Source organism: Gordonia liuliyuniae, from assembly GCF_021738805.1.
In the GTDB taxonomy this organism is placed as follows: domain Bacteria; phylum Actinomycetota; class Actinomycetes; order Mycobacteriales; family Mycobacteriaceae; genus Gordonia; species Gordonia liuliyuniae.
This window is the reverse complement of record NZ_JAKKOR010000008.1, coordinates 132,567-148,261: the sequence shown is the minus strand read 5'-3', so window position 1 is coordinate 148,261 and position 15,695 is coordinate 132,567. Positions and strand designations below refer to the sequence as shown.

General features: G+C 67.1%; 15 protein-coding genes. 10 read left to right on the top strand and 5 right to left on the bottom strand.

Going from position 1 to position 15,695, the window contains the following annotated elements; all coding sequences use genetic code 11:
- Nucleotides 1-106 precede the first annotated feature (106 nt).
- The 6 genes from L5G33_RS11665 to pknB are packed head-to-tail and all read left to right on the top strand — an operon-like array spanning nt 107 to nt 8,149.
- Nucleotides 107-571 carry an FHA domain-containing protein FhaB/FipA gene (locus L5G33_RS11665; RefSeq protein WP_236998353.1) on the top strand — a complete coding sequence of 155 codons (465 nt, stop codon included), beginning with the start codon at nt 107-109 and terminating at the stop codon, nt 569-571.
- Complete coding sequence (locus L5G33_RS11660) at nt 568-1,983, top strand: PP2C family protein-serine/threonine phosphatase (RefSeq protein WP_236998352.1); 1,416 nt, start codon at nt 568-570, stop codon at nt 1,981-1,983. Before L5G33_RS11665 ends, L5G33_RS11660 begins: the two co-directional genes overlap by 4 nt.
- A complete protein-coding gene (locus tag L5G33_RS11655; RefSeq protein WP_236998351.1) occupies nt 1,980-3,404 on the top strand; it encodes an FtsW/RodA/SpoVE family cell cycle protein in 1,425 nt (474 codons plus the stop codon). The genes L5G33_RS11660 and L5G33_RS11655 overlap by 4 nt, the downstream gene beginning before the upstream one ends.
- Nucleotides 3,404-4,906 carry a peptidoglycan D,D-transpeptidase FtsI family protein gene (locus L5G33_RS11650; protein WP_236998350.1) on the top strand — a complete coding sequence of 501 codons (1,503 nt, stop codon included), beginning with the start codon at nt 3,404-3,406 and terminating at the stop codon, nt 4,904-4,906. The genes L5G33_RS11655 and L5G33_RS11650 overlap by 1 nt, the downstream gene beginning before the upstream one ends.
- Nucleotides 4,903-6,219, top strand: a complete 1,317-nt coding sequence (locus L5G33_RS11645) for a serine/threonine-protein kinase (protein ID WP_236998349.1) — start codon at nt 4,903-4,905, stop codon at nt 6,217-6,219. The genes L5G33_RS11650 and L5G33_RS11645 overlap by 4 nt, the downstream gene beginning before the upstream one ends.
- 10 nt (nt 6,220-6,229) lie before the next feature.
- A complete protein-coding gene (gene pknB, locus L5G33_RS11640) occupies nt 6,230-8,149 on the top strand; it encodes a Stk1 family PASTA domain-containing Ser/Thr kinase (RefSeq protein WP_308191570.1) in 1,920 nt (639 codons plus the stop codon).
- A 50-nt stretch (nt 8,150-8,199) separates the two neighbouring features.
- Here pknB and L5G33_RS11635 read toward each other — a convergent pair whose 3' ends face one another.
- The gene (locus tag L5G33_RS11635) at nt 8,200-8,844 is read right to left on the bottom strand and encodes an aminodeoxychorismate/anthranilate synthase component II (RefSeq protein ID WP_236998348.1); all 645 of its coding nucleotides are present in this window, start codon (nt 8,842-8,844) and stop codon (nt 8,200-8,202) included.
- Nucleotides 8,845-8,899: 55 nt separating this feature from the next.
- On the opposite strand from L5G33_RS11635, the gene crgA reads away from it, so the two are divergent.
- Both crgA and L5G33_RS11625 read left to right on the top strand, forming a co-directional pair.
- On the top strand, nt 8,900-9,190 hold the full coding sequence (crgA, locus tag L5G33_RS11630) for a cell division protein CrgA (RefSeq protein ID WP_183369274.1): 291 nt from the start codon (nt 8,900-8,902) through the stop codon (nt 9,188-9,190).
- 78 nt (nt 9,191-9,268) lie between these two features.
- Nucleotides 9,269-9,700: a PH domain-containing protein gene (locus L5G33_RS11625; protein ID WP_236998347.1), complete on the top strand. Its 432-nt coding sequence runs from the start codon at nt 9,269-9,271 to the stop codon at nt 9,698-9,700.
- 168 nt (nt 9,701-9,868) lie between these two features.
- Here L5G33_RS11625 and L5G33_RS11620 read toward each other — a convergent pair whose 3' ends face one another.
- Both L5G33_RS11620 and L5G33_RS11615 read right to left on the bottom strand, forming a co-directional pair.
- Nucleotides 9,869-10,735, bottom strand: coding sequence for a rhomboid family intramembrane serine protease (locus tag L5G33_RS11620; RefSeq protein ID WP_236998346.1), 867 nt, complete (start codon nt 10,733-10,735; stop codon nt 9,869-9,871).
- 19 nt (nt 10,736-10,754) lie between these two features.
- A complete protein-coding gene (locus tag L5G33_RS11615) occupies nt 10,755-11,285 on the bottom strand; it encodes a peptidylprolyl isomerase (protein WP_236998345.1) in 531 nt (176 codons plus the stop codon).
- Nucleotides 11,286-11,397: 112 nt separating this feature from the next.
- Here L5G33_RS11615 and L5G33_RS11610 point away from each other — a divergent pair, with 112 nt between their 5' ends.
- Nucleotides 11,398-11,568, top strand: a complete 171-nt coding sequence (locus L5G33_RS11610; RefSeq protein WP_236998344.1) for a hypothetical protein — start codon at nt 11,398-11,400, stop codon at nt 11,566-11,568.
- 500 nt (nt 11,569-12,068) lie between these two features.
- Nucleotides 12,069-12,326 (top strand): DUF4190 domain-containing protein, encoded by a 258-nt coding sequence (locus tag L5G33_RS11605; protein ID WP_236998343.1) that lies wholly within the window; start codon nt 12,069-12,071, stop codon nt 12,324-12,326.
- A gap of 46 nt (nt 12,327-12,372) precedes the next feature.
- Here L5G33_RS11605 and L5G33_RS11600 read toward each other — a convergent pair whose 3' ends face one another.
- Nucleotides 12,373-13,488 (bottom strand): alpha/beta hydrolase family protein, encoded by a 1,116-nt coding sequence (locus L5G33_RS11600; RefSeq protein WP_236998342.1) that lies wholly within the window; start codon nt 13,486-13,488, stop codon nt 12,373-12,375.
- A 115-nt stretch (nt 13,489-13,603) separates the two neighbouring features.
- A complete protein-coding gene (locus L5G33_RS11595; protein ID WP_236998341.1) occupies nt 13,604-15,646 on the bottom strand; it encodes a PhoX family protein in 2,043 nt (680 codons plus the stop codon).
- Nucleotides 15,647-15,695: the final 49 nt, after the last annotated feature.

Sequence of the window (15,695 nt, the reverse complement as noted above, 5' to 3'; positions counted from 1 at the left end):
GATCCGCATAAGATGCTGTCGGGGGATCGTCGCGTCCCCCGACAGTTGACTGCATCCAGGCAACCGCCCGGATGTCGATGTTCTTCGTGAGGGAGGTGACGCGCAGGTGCAGGGCATCCTGTTGCAGGTGACCCGTTTCGGGTTCCTCATCTTGTTATGGCTGTTCGTCTACGCCATCATCCGCACCATGCGCAGCGACCTCTCGGCTGCCACCAGCGGTCGGATCCCCATCGGCTCGAGCCGATCCGACCGGCGGTCACGCAGCACCCGCGGCCGCGGCTCCGCGAAATACCTCGTCGTCACCGCGGGCGCGCTCGCCAACACACGCATCACGCTCGGCGCACAACCCGTCCTCATCGGCCGCGCCGACGACTCGACGCTCGTCCTCACCGACGATTACGCGTCCGAACGACACGCTCGACTGTCGCCACGAGGCGACGACTGGTACGTCGAAGACCTCGGCTCCACCAACGGCACCTATCTCGACCGCGCCAAAGTGACGACCGCCGTCCGCGCTCCGATCAACACACCGATCCGGGTCGGCAAGACAGTGATTGAGCTACGCCCGTGACTCTCGTCCTGCGCTATATCGCGCGAAGCGACCGCGGCCTCGTCCGGTCGAACAACGAAGACTCCGTGTATGCAGGTGCCCGCCTGCTCGCACTCGCCGACGGAATGGGCGGCCACGCGGCAGGCGAAGTCGCCAGCCAACTCGTGATCCAAGCCCTGCGCGGCCTCGACGACGACGAGCCCGGCGGCGACCTCCTCGACGCCCTCGGACACGCCACAGCGGTCGGCAACACGGCGATCGCCCACCAGGTGGAGCAGACCCCCGAACTCGAAGGCATGGGCACCACGCTCACCGCCATCCTGTTCGCCGGCAGCCGCCTCGGCCTGTGCCATGTCGGCGACTCGCGCGGCTACCTGTACCGCGACGGCGTCCTCACCCAGATCACCCGCGACGACACCTTCGTCCAGAGTCTCGTCGACGAAGGTCGGATCACCGCCGAGCAGGCGCATTCGCATCCGCAACGATCCTTGATCATGCGCGCCCTCACCGGTCAGGAAGTCGAACCGACGCTCATCATGCGTGAAGCCCGCGCAGGCGACCGCTACCTGTTGTGCAGCGATGGACTCTCCGACGTCGTCAGCGAGGAGACCCTCGCCGACACTCTCGGCAACATCGCCGACCACAAGGAGTGCGCCGACCGCCTCATCGAGTTGGCGTTGCGCAGCGGCGGCCCCGACAACGTCACCGTCGTTGTCGCCGACGTCGTCGACGACCAGTACGGCGAATCGCGGCCCATCCTCGGCGGCGCGGCAGGCGACGACGACCAAGACGGTTATGTGCCCGACCCGAAGACCGCAGCGGGCCGTGCAGCCGCGCTGCGTCCACCGGCGCCCGCGACTGCGCGGCCGACCATCACCATGGCGGACAAACCCGAACATCGACGACGGTGGGGGTGGCCGCTCGCCATCATCGCCGTACTCGTCGTCATCGCCGCGCTCGTAACCGCCTTCTTCGTCATCCGAGCCCAGGCGTTGAACAGCAACTTCGTCACCGTGAACGACGACGGCGCCGTCGAGATCCACCACGGCACACCCGACAAACTGCTGTTCTTCACCGTCGAATCACCCAACCAACGGGCATGCATCGACGACGCAGACGCCGAGAAGCCGAGCGTCACGTTCGTCGACGCCGACAGTTCGTGCACGCCAATGCTCGTCGACGACCTCACCGAGATCAGTCGGAGCGCCGTCGAATCCCAAAGCATCAAGAACCTGTCGCTCGACGCCGCGCAGGAACGCATCCGCAATGAACTGACCTTCCTGCCGTTGTGCGCCGTGCCCGACGCACCGAAGCCGCCCGGCGACAAGGAACCCGGGGACAAGAAGCCCAGGGACACCACCTCCACCACGATGCAGGCGCCCGCCCCAACCACCGACTCGGACGGCGCACGCCGCTGCCGGGAGGTCGGATGACGTCGACTCCCGCTGGGCACGCACCGCCGACCACACCGCCGGCGAATACCGGGCGTACCACCGAAGTGGTACTGCTCGGTTTCGCCGTGGTGCTCGTCGGCGTTGCCTTGGTGATCGTCGAACTCGCTCAAGGAGAGCCGCTGACCTGGGAGGTCGCTAAGTTCGTCGCGGCGTTCGCCGCCCTCTGTGCGATCGCCCACGTCGCCGTCCGCTACTTCGCGCCGTACGCGGATCCACTGCTGCTGCCCGCCGTCGCGATCCTCAACGGACTCGGCCTGGTGATGATCCACCGCCTCGACCTCGGGTCGGCGCGCGCCGACGAACTCCTCAAAGAGTCCGAGCGCACGCACAACGCCGACCAACAGCTGCTGTGGATGATCATCGGCATCGTCTTGTTCACCGTCATGCTGGCCCTCCTCCGCGATCACCGCTCGCTTTCGCGGTACGCGTACACGCTGGGTCTCGGCGGTCTGATCTTCCTCGCTATCCCAGCGATCCTGCCGTCGTCGATGTCGGAGATCAACGGCTCCAAGATCTGGATCCGCGCGGGCTTCTTCAACATCCAGCCCGGCGAGTTCTCGAAGATCCTCATCATCATCTTCACCGCATCGTTCCTGGTGTCCCGCCGCGACCTGTTCACCACCGCGGGCAAACAGTTCGCTGGGATCGACTTCCCGCGTGCCCGCGACCTCGGCCCGCTGATCGCGGCGTGGGCGATCGCCGTCGGCGTGCTCGCCTTCGAATCGGATCTCGGTACGTCGCTGCTCATCTTCGTGACCGTCCTGACGATGCTCTACGTCGCCAGCGGGCGCGTCAGCTGGCTGATGCTCGGACTGACGCTCTTCGCGCTGGCCGCCGTCATCGCCTACCAGCTGTTCTTCCACCTGCAGATGCGGGTGGCGGTGTGGCGTGACCCGTTCGAGCAGTACGACACGTACGGCTACCAGGTGGCGCAGAGCCTGTTTGGATTCGCGACGGGCGGCCTGTTCGGGACGGGCCTGGGTTCCGGCCGCCCCAACATCGTGCCGTTCGCCAACACCGACTTCATTCTCACCAGCTTCGGTGAAGAGGTCGGTCTCGTCGGCCTCACCGCGATCACCCTGATCTACCTGGTCCTCGTCGTCCGCGGACTACGCACCGCCATCGCTGTCCGCGACAGCTTCGGGAAGCTGCTGGCGGCCGGCCTCTCGTTCACCATCGTGTTCCAGCTGTTCGTGGTGTTCGGCGGCGTGTCGAAGCTGATCCCGCTGACCGGTCTGACCACGCCGTTCCTCGCGTACGGCGGATCATCACTGCTCGCGAACTATCTGCTGCTCGCACTGCTCATCCGCATCTCGAACGCCGCCCGCGAACCCGATGCGCCCAAACCTAAGCCGAAACGCAAGGTCGACGCGATGCCCACCCAGGTGGTGACGCGCTGATGAACAAACCCATCCAACGCGTCGCGATCGCCGCCATCGTCCTCGTCGTCGCGCTGCTCGCCAACGCCACCTACCTTCAGGTGTTCAAAGCGGACTCGCTGCGCAGCGACACCCGCAACTCGCGTGTGCTGCTCGACGAATACTCGCGTGAGCGCGGCGTCATCGTCGCCGCCGACGGCACGGTGATCGCCGAATCGGTCGCCACCGACAACAAGTTCAAGTATCTCCGGAAGTACCCGACCAACCCGAAGGCATTCGCCCCGGTCACCGGCTACTTCTCGTTCGTGTACCGCGCCGACCGCGGTATCGAGGCCGCCGAGGACTCCGTGCTCAACGGCAACGACGACCGCCTGTTCACCCAGCGGTTCATGGACATGTTCTCCGGACGCGACCCGCGCGGGGGCAACGTCGTCACCACGATCGACCCGCGACTGCAACGCACTGCGTACCAGGAGCTCTCGGGCGCCGACTGCGACGGCCCATGCCGCGGAGCCGTCGTCGCCATCGAGCCGGGCACCGGCAAGATCCTGGCGATGGCGTCGACGCCAAGCTACAACCCGAACGCGATCGCCACCCAGGACTTCGGCGAAGCCGAGAAGGCATGGACGTCGATGACCGACGAATCGGCGGACTCGCCGCTCGTCAATCGAGCGACCTCGGCGCTGTATCCACCCGGTTCGACGTTCAAGGTGGTCTCGACCGCAACGGCGCTGCATGCCGGCCTCAACGCCGACACCCGCCTCACCGCGGCGTCCCGCTGGCAGCTGCCCGACAGCAACACCTTCCTGTCCAACGATTCCGGGTCGACGTGCCCGGGGTCGTCGAACGGGACCGTCACGTTGACGCAGGCGTTCGAATACTCGTGCAACACGGCGTTCGCGCAGCTCCTGACCGAGAAGGTCCCCGGCGACAAGCCAGAGGAGTTCACGTCGACCGCCAAATCGTTCGGCGTCGGCGAAGACCCGGCGGGCATCCCGATGCCGGTCGCGAAGAGCTCCGTCGGCGACATCGGCGACGACCTGGCCGCCCTCGGCCAGTCGGCAATCGGCCAGCGCGACGTCCGACTCACCGTGTTGGAGAACGCGGTGATCGCGGCGACCGTCGCCAACGGCGGCGCGCGGATGCGGCCGTACCTCGTCGATAAATTGCAGACCGCCGACCTGCGCACCATTTCGACAACGGCGCCGACGACCCTCAACCGCCCGCTGACCGCCGATCAGGCCGACGTCCTGACCGACATGATGATCAAGTCGGAGCAGAACACAGCGGGCTCGCAGTCGGGCATCGCGTCGAAGACCGGCACTGCCGAGCACTCGGACACCGCGCAGGGAGGCGAGACCCCGTACGCCTGGTACATCGCGTTCTCGCCGGGAACCAACAAGCGCATCGCGGTGGCCGTCATGCTCGAGAACGGCGCACAGGGACAGAACTCCTACGGCGGCGTCGTTGCCGCCCCGATTGGACGAGCAGTGATGAACGCATATACGGGAGGTGGCCGATGAGCCTGCAGAACGGGACCATCATCGCCGACCGGTACCGCCTGGTCCGGTTGATAGCGACCGGCGGCATGGGACAGGTGTGGGAAGCACTCGACACGCGACTGGGCCGCCGAGTGGCCGTCAAAGTTCTCAAGGCCGAATACTCGAACGACTCCGAGTTCCTCGGACGTTTCCGTACCGAAGCGCAGACGACCGCACGGTTGAACGACCCGGGCATCGCGAACGTCTTCGACTACGGCGAGACGCCCGACCGCAACGGCGGCGACCCGCTCGCCTACCTCGTCATGGAGCTCGTCGACGGCGAACCGCTCAACTCGGTGATCGCCCGGATGGGCCAGCTCGCGCTGACCCACGCCCTCGACATGCTCGAGCAGACCGGACGCGCGCTGCAGGCCGCGCACACCGCGGGTCTCGTGCACCGCGACGTGAAGCCCGGCAACATCCTGATCACGCCCACCGGGCAGGTCAAGATCACCGACTTCGGCATCGCGAAAGCCGTCGACTCGGCGCCGGTGACCCAGACCGGCATGGTGATGGGCACCGCCCAGTACATCTCGCCCGAACAGGCGATGGGCGGCGAGGCGACCGCCGCGTCGGACGTGTACTCGCTCGGGGTCGTCGGCTACGAGGCGCTCACCGGACGGCGACCGTTCCTCGGCGACGGCGCGATCACCGTCGCGATGAAGCACATCCAGGACACGCCGCCGTCGTTGCCGTCGTCGATCCCGGCTCCGGTCCGCGAACTCATCGACATCACGCTTTCGAAGGATCCGGCGCAGCGGTACGCGACGGGCGGCGAGTTCGCCGACGCCGTCGCCGCCGTTCGGGTAGGCCATCGTCCGCCGCGGCCGCGCACCGCGGGCGGCGTCGCGCCGGTCGCTGCGGCGGCAGGGACCCGCGCGATGACGTCGCCGACTCCCGCACCGGTCTCGCGGCCCACCACGGCCCCGTCGACCGCTGCCGCCACGAACACCGACAACGGTGGCTGGACGACGACCCACAAGGTGTTGACGGCGGTCGCCGCGCTGCTGCTCATCGCGGCGATCGCTTTGGTCGCCTGGTGGATCAGCAGCAGCCCGAAGGACCCCGTCGAACCCCGGAACTCGACCCCGGTCACCGTCACTCAAACGCAGCAGCCGGAGGAACCGACTACTACGGAGGAGGAGACTCCGAGCTCGACGCCCGAGTCGACGACCACCACCGACGAGCAGACCACGACCACGACCGACGAGGACACGACGACGACGGAAGAGGAGACGACCACCGGCAGCGACGGCATAGAGGTCCTGCCCGGAGTCACGATCCCGACTAGATGAGGCTGACGATGTGAGCGACTTCGATCCGCACTACCTCTCCGAGCGTTACGAGCTCGGCGAGACACTCGGCTTCGGCGGCATGTCCGAAGTCCAGTACGCGCGTGACCTCCTGCTGCACCGGGACGTCGCGATCAAAGTGCTGCGCGCCGATCTGGCTCGCGATCCGTCGTTCTACCTGCGTTTCCGGCGTGAAGCCCAGAACGCCGCCAAGCTGACCCACCCGTCGATCGTCCAAGTCTTCGACACCGGCGAAGCCGAGACGTCCGAGGGACCGCTCCCGTTCATCGTGATGGAGTACGTCGACGGCGATACGCTCCGCGACATCCTGCGGGCGAGCGATTCGGGGGTCATCGCACCCAAGCAGGCGATGACCTGGATGGCCGACGTGGCCGCCGCGATGGACTTCTCGCACCGCGCGAACATCGTTCACCGCGACATGAAGCCCGCCAACGTGATGATCGACCGGACGGGCGCCGTCAAGGTGATGGACTTCGGCATCGCCCGCGCCATGGACGACACGTCGGCGACCATGACGCAGACGTCCGCCGTGATGGGCACCGCCCAGTATCTGTCGCCGGAACAGGCACGCGGCATCAAAGTGGATCCGCGCAGCGACATCTACTCGATGGGCTGCGTTCTGTTCGAACTCGTCACCGGTGAGCCGCCGTTCACCGGCGACTCGCCGATCGCGGTCGCCCACCAGCACGTCCACGAGGATCCGCGCCGCCCGTCGACCGTCCGACCCGAGCTGTCGCCGGAACTCGACTCGATCGTCATGCAGGCGATGAGCAAGAACCCGGCCAACCGCTATCAGACGGCTGCCGACTTCCGTTCCGACCTCATCAAGGTTCTGGCAGGCGGCAAGCCGTCGGCGCCGATGCTGTTGACCGACCAGGAACAAACCGACCTCATCGAATCGACGCGGGCGCCCGTCCGCAACGAGACGCAGTCGTCGCGACGTAACAGCCACCGTCTCGCCGAGGTGATGGACGACGAGCCAACGCCGCTCCACCGTCGCAAGCCGGTCCTCGTGGCCGTCGCGCTGCTGTTGATCGCGGCTCTCGTCGGCAGCCTCCTCGCGTGGGCGCCGTGGACCAGCGAGGAGCCGTCGATCGCCGTCCCGAAGGTCGCCGGCCTCACCGCCGAAGCCGCCAAGGCCAATCTCGAACAAGCCGGTTTCAGTGTCAAAGAGCAACGCGAGTCGAGCTCGGACATCACCGAAGGCCTCGCCACACGCACCGTGCCGGGCGACGACGTCCCCACCCCCGAAGGGTCGGAGGTGACGTTGTATATCTCGTCCGGACCGCAACGATCCGCGGTGCCTGATCTGCGAGGAAAGACCGAGAAAGACGCGCGTAAACTACTCGAAGCACGCGGATTCGAGACGGTGAAGACCGAGCAGATCGAGTCAACGACCGCCCTCAAGGACAAAATCGTCCGGACGACCCCGCAGACCAATGCGACGGTCGCCGTCACCAGCACCATCGTCCTGCACATCGGCACCGGCCCGAGCGAAGTGACCATCCCCGACCTGCGCGGACAGACCGAGGATGAGGCCACCACCGCCCTCGAACAAATGGACTTGGACGTGGTGACCGTGCAGGCCGACTCCGACCTCCCCGAAGGCCAAGTGGTCAGCACGTCGCCCGACGCGGGGACCTCCGTACGGGTCGGCAGCACCGTCCAGGTGATGGTCTCGCGCGGCAACCAGTTCACCGTCCCCGACCTGCGCGGCAAGACGCCCAATCAGGCACAGGATGCGCTCGTCAGGGCCGGATGGGATCCGAACACGATCAACATCACCGAACGCAAGGTTCCGCTCGGCAGCCGCGACGACGGCAAAGTCATGTCCCAGCGGCCGTCCGCGGGCAGCAAGCTCCGCAAGAACGAGTCGGTCTCCGTAGTCGTCGGCAAGGAAGCATTGTTCTGACCGGGCTCGCCTCGAGCAACAGACCAGGGCTCGGACGCCGAGGGCTGGACTCAGACGCCGAGGGCTACGGCCATCTCGCTTTCGAGGCGAGCGACGAGGTCCTTGGAGACGTCGAGGCCGCAGACGCGAAGCCAGTTAGCGAGCATGCGGTGACCACCCTGTGTAAGGACGCTCTCCGGGTGGAACTGGACGCCGTGAATCGGCAGGTCGCGGTGCTTGAACGCCATGACGACGCCGGTGTCGGTGGTCCCGGTGACGACCAGTTCGTCTGGGATGGTCGCCGGTGCGACGGTCAGCGAGTGGTACCGGGTGGCGACGAACGGATCGGGCAGGCCCGCGAGGACGCCGGACCCGTCGTGGTTCACCAGTGACGTCTTGCCGTGCAGGAGCTCCGGGGCCCGTTCGACGGTGGCGCCGAACGCTTCGCCGATCGCCTGATGGCCGAGGCACACCCCGAGCAGCGGGGTACGCGCGGCCGCAGCGACCGCGATGATCGGCTCGGTGGCACCTGCACGGTCCGGGGTTCCGGGGCCGGGGCTCAGCAGAATGCCGTCGAATTCGGCGACCACGGCGTCGAGGTCGGTCAGATGATCGTCGTCGTTGCGCCAGACGACGGCCTCGACTCCGAGCTGCCCCAAGTATTGGACCAGGTTGTAGACGAAGCTGTCGTAGTTGTCGATGACGAGGATGCGCACCGGTAAAGGTTATCGTTTTGGCTGCTGACCGTGCAGCTGGGATACCGTGGAGGGTATGCCGAAGTCAAAAGTCCGGAAGAAGACCGACTACACGGTCAACAGTGCGAGCCGCACCCCGGTGAAGGTCAAAGCCGGCCCGTCGGGCGTTCTCTATCAGTCCGTCATGTTCGGTCTGATGCTCATCGGCCTCCTGTGGCTGCTCGTCTACTACTTGGGTGCCACGCAGGACACGTTCGGTGCCGAGGGGAAGTTCCTGCACTGGATGTCCGAGCTGGGTCCGTGGAACATGCTGATCGGTTTCGGGATCATGGTGGTCGGCCTGCTCATGACAATGGGCTGGCGCTGACCGGAGACGTTGTCCCCAGCGGGGGAATTACATGTGTGTAATTCATCCCCACTGTGTATAACTCCTGTGGATAACTCTGTGGAACCAGTGCACAAGGAATGGGCGCCACCGGCTCTGGCCGGTGTCGCCCTCATTGTCGGCGGCGTTGCTCTGGCCGCCGCTGCGGCCGCGTCGTACACCGACCCCGCGGCGACCGTGTTCCTCGCCGTCGCCGCGCTCGGCTTGATCGCGGCGGGGACGGTGATGCTCGTGCGACGGCCGCGCCTGACCCTCGACCCGGGCCCCACGCTGACGGTCCGCACCCTGACCGGGCGCATCACGTTGACGGCCGACGACGTCCAACGCGTGTCGACGCTGCGGACGCGCAGGCTCGCGGCGCACAGCAGACAGCTGCTCATCGACCTGCCGGACGACCGACTGTTGATCTTCGGACGCTGGGATCTCGGCGCGGCGCCCGGAGCCGTCGCCGACGATCTACGCGACGCAGGGTTCCGCGTCGAAGAGCGCTGACGCGGCTCGTGTCGCGTGTCGTTAATTCCTCGACGGTTGGTGGTGTTCCGCTGTGCAGCTGGCAAGGCGGAGGAGGAAGGGATACCGGTAGGTATCGCGACCGACGACAACGCCGCCAGATGTGCAGCGGGGCGCTGCCAACCATTAAGGAATTAGCGATACGAGGCACTAGAGACTCTCGCCGAGTCCTATGCCGCTGCCGATCGCGACGGCGATGACGGCGAGCGCGAGGAGGCCGTACCAGCCGACCCGGTCGACGGCGGCCTGCGTGCGCTTGGGCGGCGGCAGCACTGCGGTCGGCAACCAGATGACGGCGGCGGCCGACGCCGCACCGAATACCAAACCGCCGAGGTGCCCGAACAGGGAGATGTTCGGGAGACTCACCGAGAACACGATATTGACCACGATGATGACGAGGACTGTGGTGACGGGCGCCTTCAACTTGAGCAGCAGTACGAACAGCGCGCCCATCAGCCCGTAGATCGCGCCCGACGCACCCGCGGTCAGCGTGGTGCCGTCCTGGAAGGCCATGACGGCTGCGCTGCCGCCGAGGAGACCGACCAGGTAGATCGCCAGGTAGCGGGCGCGGCCGAGGACCCGTTCGAGGTCGGCGCCGATGATGTACAGCGAGAACATGTTGATCGCCAGGTGCGGCACGCTCTGGTGCAGGAATCCGGATGTCAGCAGACGCCAGTACTCGTTTTCGAATCCGGCTCCATTGACGAGCACGCCGTGGCTGTAGATCGACGACGATACCAGGTCGCGCAGATCCGTCCCGCCCGCCTGCAGCAGCACGGCGCCAAACACCAGAAGGTTGATGGCGATCAGCGCGTAGGTGACGACCGGTTGCACGGAGCGGCGGGCGACGACGGTGGGCGCGGTCGCGCGCTGAGTGGCGCTCGCCTCTGCGACGCAGTCGACGCAATGCTGTCCGACGGACGCCGGACGAAGGCACTCCGGACAAGCCGACCGCCCGCACCGCGTACACGAGAGCGCGGTGGGACGGCCGGGATGCCGGTAGCAGACCTGGTTCAACAGGTGCTCCCGAGTTGTTTCAGGAGAGCTCGACGCTCTCGATGACGACGTCCTCCACCGGGCGGTCGCCCGGCGCGGTCTTGGTGGCGCCGATGGCGTCGACGACTGCCTGCGACGCAGCGTCCTTGACCTCACCGAAGATGGTGTGGCGACGGTTCAGGTGCGGCGTCGGGCCGACGGTGATGAAGAACTGCGAGCCGTTGGTGCCCGGACCGGCGTTGGCCATTGCCAACAGATACGGACGGTCGAACTGCAGCTCGGGGTGGAACTCGTCCTCGAACTGGTAGCCCGGGCCGCCGCGGCCGGTGCCGGTCGGGTCGCCGCCCTGCAGCATGAAGCCCGCGATGACGCGGTGGAAGATCGCCCCGTCGTAGAACGGTCCGCTGGACTCGCCCTTCGCGTTCTTGGTGGAGTACTCCTTCGAGCCGTCGGCCAGGCCGACGAAGTTCGCCACGGTCTTCGGGGCGTGGTTCGGGAAGAGTTCGATGACGATGTCGCCGCGATTGGTGTGCAGGGTCGCGGTCTTGTTCTGCTCACTCACACTGTCCATACAACCATGTCCGACCGACATCGCGCCGCCGCTGTTCGCGATGGGCGGATGTCCGCGGGCCGGCCGACGGCACCGGTTGGCGTCTCCCGGTTTCACCTGGCAACCTGGAACAATGCGCCAGAAACTTCTTGCCGCCGTCGGTTCGGTCCTGCTGCTCCTGCTGGTGGCCGTCGTCATTGTGCTGCGGCGCGCGCGCACCGAACACCCGCCTGTCTCGCAGACCATTCCGCGCGTCGACGCGCCGTCGTCCGCTGCCGACGACGCCGGAGCAGGTAGTTTGTAGGCGTGACGACTGACGACCCCCGCCCCGACGCACCGAACCCGCAAGGTTCGCCGACGCCCGCGCATCGCGCCGCGCCGCGTCCCGCGGCGCCGTCGTCTCCCGGCTCCGGCGGCAGTCACCGCCCCCCGGCCGCCCCGGGCCCAGGACAGGGCCAGGGACAGGGGCCGGCAGCACCGGGACCGCGTGCACCGCAGGGGCCGCCGCAGCAGCCTCCGCGTCCGCCGTCCACTGCGCCGCGTCCGCCGAGTGCCGCGCCGACGAGTTCGTCCGACTCCGAACCTCCTCGTCGCCTCGCCTATTCGGCGGTCCCCGAGCCGAGCCCCCTGTCGGGACGCCCCCAACAGCCCGGCCGACCCGGCCCCCAGCCGCCAGCAGGGCCCAGTTCACAGCCGCCCGCTGGCCAGCCGCCGCGGCCCACCGCAGGCCGACCGTCAGCACCGGCGAGCCCGCCCCTGAACAGCCCTCGTCCCGAGACCGACCGCGCCGCGAAGGAGAATCCGGTGCCTGCCTCCACCGCGACCCCGCCCCGAGCCACGTCCGACGACGCGGTGAACGTCCTCGCGATCGTCGCCCTCGTCCTCTCCGGCCTGGGTATCACGTCACCGTTCGGCATCTGGCTCGGTTACCGCTCACGCAACGAGATCGACCGTGACGGCGGCATCGGCCGCGAGTTCGCGTCGGCGGCGATCATCGTCGGCTGGCTGTGGATCCTCTGCATCGTGCTCGGCCTCATCGCGTTCCTGTGGATCTTGATCTGAACGCTGCGACGGCGCTCGGCGAGCGGTAGCGCTCGGACCGGCAGCCTCAGCCGAGGTGCCGGGTGAAGAAGCGGTCGAACGCGGACCACTGTGCGGCGTCCATCTCGGTATGCGAGCCATCGCCGACGACTGTGGTGAACGGCACCCGGTTCAGCGCTAGGTCCGCGGCGAGTTTGGCGTGCAGCGGCGACGGCACCGTCGTGTCGAGGGTGTTGAGGAGCAGCAGGATCGGCGCGTCATAGCCGCGCACGGGCACCGCCATGTACCGGTTCAAGGCCACCGTCATCTTCGGGGTGGTGAGCGGACGCGACAGCAGTGAACCGAACGCGAGATTCTTCGGGAGCGTCGGGCCACCGCACGTCTGACCGACCTGGTCGACGAGTCGTCGACCGTACGGCGTGAGGTACGAGTTCACGTGCGCGCTCGGATCCGCCTGACGCAGGCCCGCGAGAGTCGCGAGGAGGAATCCGTACGAGTGGTCGATCGGCGACGGCAACGTCGGTACGTACGGGCCGAGCAGCGGCATGATCTTCTCGACGTCCGACTCCGGGTCGATCGCGACCGCGCCACGGAAGTCGGTCGTGGGACCGTATGTCTGTTGGCGGTGCGCGGTGGCGAGCGCGGCCTGCCCGCCCTGGGAGTCGCCGGTCACCGCCCATCGGTCCGACAGCCTGCTGTCGAGGGTCCGGGCGGCAGTGAGCAGGTCGATCGTCGCGGACGATTCGCTGCGCGTGTTCAGGTACGGGTGGACGCCGACGTCGTCGTGCCCGAGTCCCACGTAATCCGGTGCGACGACGGCGTACCCGTTGCCGACGAGCCGCGTGATGTACCGGTTGGCCTCCGCGTCGGCGGAACTCTGCCCGCCGCAACCAGTCCCGTAGCCGCTGGTGCCGTGTGTGTACGCGACGATCGGCCATCCGCCCGCCGGACCCCTCCCCGGCGGGACGAAGACGGCGCCGCTCGCCCGAACCGGGCGACCCTGCGGATCCTGCGTCCAGTAGTCGACTGCTCGTCCGTTGTCGAGTCCACGCCAACCGTCCGGCCGAATGGTGACCGAGATCAGTGCGCCGTGGTCTCTGTTCTCCGCCGACGCGATCGGTGGCGCCGTGACCGGTACCGACAGCAGGGCGACGGCGACCACCCCGACCAAACCTCGTCGCATCCTGAACACGCCGCGCCTCCCGTCATCCGTACGAAGGACGTTACGCCGTCGTACCGGTGGTTCCCGGCAATTCTGGAGTTCGCGTACCACCCTGGTCCAGCCTCCCCGAACGGCCCTACACGCCGATCGCGCCGCCGCCGTCGCGCCACACGGCGACGACCGAGGGGCGCGGCTGGGAGTTCCCGCCGTCCGGCCAGTGCGAGAACGGGCGGTCGGCCGAATAGTCGTCCTCTTCGCCCGGGTGCTGGACGCAGACGATGACGCGCTTGGAGTCGATGATCGGGCCACAGGTCTCGGCTCCGCGCGGGACGGTGAGGAACTGTTTGGTCTCGCCTCGACGCTCACCTTCGAGAGCGACGGCGAACAGGCCGTCGTTACTCTTGAGCGCGTTGCCGTCGGTGGAGATCCACAGGTTGCCGTGCGGGTCGAACGCCACATTGTCCGGGCACGAGATCGGGCTGACCTTCGTCTTGTCGAAACCGCCGTAGTACGTGTCGGCCGCCTTCGGGTCGCCCGCGACGAGCAGGAGGTCCCAGGTGAACGACTCGCCCGCATGATCGTCGGTCATCTCGAGGATCTGCCCGTTCTTGTTCTCGTTGCGCGGGTTGGCCGACGTCGGCCCCTCTTCGCCGTCGACGCCCCGGTCGTCGTTGTTGGTGAGCGCGCAGTACACCTTGCCGGTGATCGGGTGCGGCTCGATGTCTTCGGGACGGTCCATCTTCGTCGCGCCCGCCTTGTCGGCGGCCTCACGCGTGAAGACGGCGACCTCGGCAGCGGTCATGCCCTTGATGTGCGACTGGGCCGAACCGTCGGCGTTGACGGTCATCAGCTTGTGCCACGCGCCGCTGCCCGCCGCGTCGTCGGTGGTGACCGGCTTGTCGCTGGAGAACGACGCGACGTACAGGGTGCCTTCGGTGAGGATGCCCATATTGTGGCGCTTGTCGCCGTCCTTGATTTTGCGGCTCGACACGAACTTGTAGATGTACTCGAACTTCTCGTCGTCACCCGTGTACGCGACGACGGTGCCCGCGGCGGGACCGTCCTTCACGACGTGAATGTTGGCCGACTCGTGCTTGAGGCGGCCGAGCGCCGAATGCTTGAGCGGAGTGGAGTTCGGGTCGGTCGGGTCGACCTCGACCACGTAGCCGAAGCGGTTGGCCTCGTTCGGGTCCTTCTCCAGGTCGAAGCGTGTCTCGAACCGGCCCCACTGGTGATAGTCGGCGTCGTCGGCGAAACCGTAGCGCTCCAAGTGCGCGGCAGCTGCCTTGTCTTTCACCTTGCTCGCGTTCGAGAAGTAGTTGTTGTAGTTCTCTTCGCCGGACAGCATGGTGCCCCACGGCGTGATGCCGCCCGAACAGTTGGCGATGGTCCCCGCGACGGTGTTGCCCGCACGGTCGGCGGCGGTCTTCACGAAGTCGGTGCCCGCGGCCGGCCCGGTGAGACGGAACGGGGTGCTCGCGGTGATGCGGCGGTTGCGCGGTCCGACGACCGGGGTCAGCGATCCGTCCTTGTTCGAGGCTTTCACTTCGAGGACGGTGATTCCGTGCGCAGCCATCGCGATGCGCGCCTGCTCTTCCGTCGGCTCCTTCTCCTGGTAACCGCGGAACATGAACTCCTCGGTCGTGTACTCCTGGTTCACGACAAGGTAGAAGCTGCCGTCCTGGCCGTCGATCGGGATGAGTCCCGCGAAGTCGTTGTTGAAACCGAACTGTTTCGACTGCGCGTCCGCCGTCTGATTCTCGAAGTCGAACTCGGGTGCCCCGGGCAGAACGGGATCGCCCCAGCGGATGACGACTCTCTGTCGGTAGCCGTCCGGGATCCGCAGGGCGTCGTCGGTGTTGGGTCGCACGATGTCGAACTTCATGCCGTCGACGGGGCCGCCGCCTGACGGGGCGCCGGTCGAACTCGCCCCGTCGTCGCCGCACGCCGAGAGAAGCGACGTCGCACCAACCGCCAGCACCGCACCTGCGCCGCCACGCAGGATGGTGCGACGCGACAGTGCGGTGCGTGCGACGTCGCGGAAGTACTCGTTGTCGCTGCTGTTGCCCGGCTCGTGCCAGCACGCCTCGCCGCACTTGTAGCGGCACGTGACGCGCGAACGTGCCGAACGACCCACGTCGTCTCCACCGATGGTGAACAGCTGCAACGGAATACGCATGAAATCGCCTTCAGGTCTCGGTGCCTCGTCCGCACTGGGCTGAGCGGAT